Annotated in this window: 1 protein-coding gene; it reads left to right on the top strand. The window is 44.9% G+C overall.

The window, feature by feature from the left end; genetic code table 11:
- The first annotated feature begins 185 nt into the window (after nucleotides 1-185).
- Nucleotides 186-743, top strand: a complete 558-nt coding sequence (locus B5G33_RS20880) for a reverse transcriptase domain-containing protein (RefSeq protein ID WP_330396762.1) — start codon at nucleotides 186-188, stop codon at nucleotides 741-743.
- Nucleotides 744-861: the final 118 nt, after the last annotated feature.

Consider the following 861-nt stretch of genomic DNA (forward strand, 5'->3'; position numbering starts at 1 on the left):
TAAAACCCCCCAGGATAAAAGAAAGTGCGGGAAAATCCGTCAGAATCTTTTACCCTGGGGGTTCGTTTATTTTGCTGGATTTGGGATAAAAAAGGTTGGTAGAAAGCGCCGGATAACACAAAGACAACATGAACACCGCATACAAAAGAGTCTGCGCCAACAAAGGGGCAGGAGGAGTAGATGAGGTGACGATTGAAGAACTCGGAGATTATATCAAAGAGAACTGGGAGAGTATCAGGAATCAAATCAGGCGCAGGGAGTATAAACCACAGCCGGTCAGGAGGGTGGAGATACCCAAGGCAGGCGGAGGAATGAGAAAGCTCGGAATCCCGACTGTAATGGACCGTGTAATCCAGCAAGGCATCGTGCAGGTGATAAGTCCAATGTGTGAGCCTTTGTTTTCAGAGTGGAGTTATGGTTTCAGACCGAACAGAAGCTGTGAAATGGCAGTCAGGCAGCTGCTCGTATACTTAAACGAGGGATACGAATGGATAGTGGATATTGATTTAGAGAAGTTTTTCGATAATGTACCACAGGACAGGCTGATGAGCCTTGTACACGACATCATCAATGATGGCGATACAGAATCCCTGATCCGCAAGTATCTGAAAGCAGGAGTTATGACACCACAGGGGTATGAGGAAACAAAACTCGGAACTCCGCAGGGTGGATTATGCCGAGCTCGGCATAATCCGCCTTATGACGAGATAGATGTTATGCCGAGATACGTCCAGTATTCTTAAGGAGGGCGTAAAATTTTCTGTGTCTATGGGAAAAATTCTTCTTTGATAAGAAACAGATATGTATAATTGTCTTGTCGGAACTTCTGCTTTTTGGCTGTCGAATTACTTATCTGTTTAT

This window comes from Blautia sp. An81 (genome assembly GCF_002161285.1).
GTDB lineage: Bacteria > Bacillota > Clostridia > Lachnospirales > Lachnospiraceae > Blautia > Blautia ornithocaccae.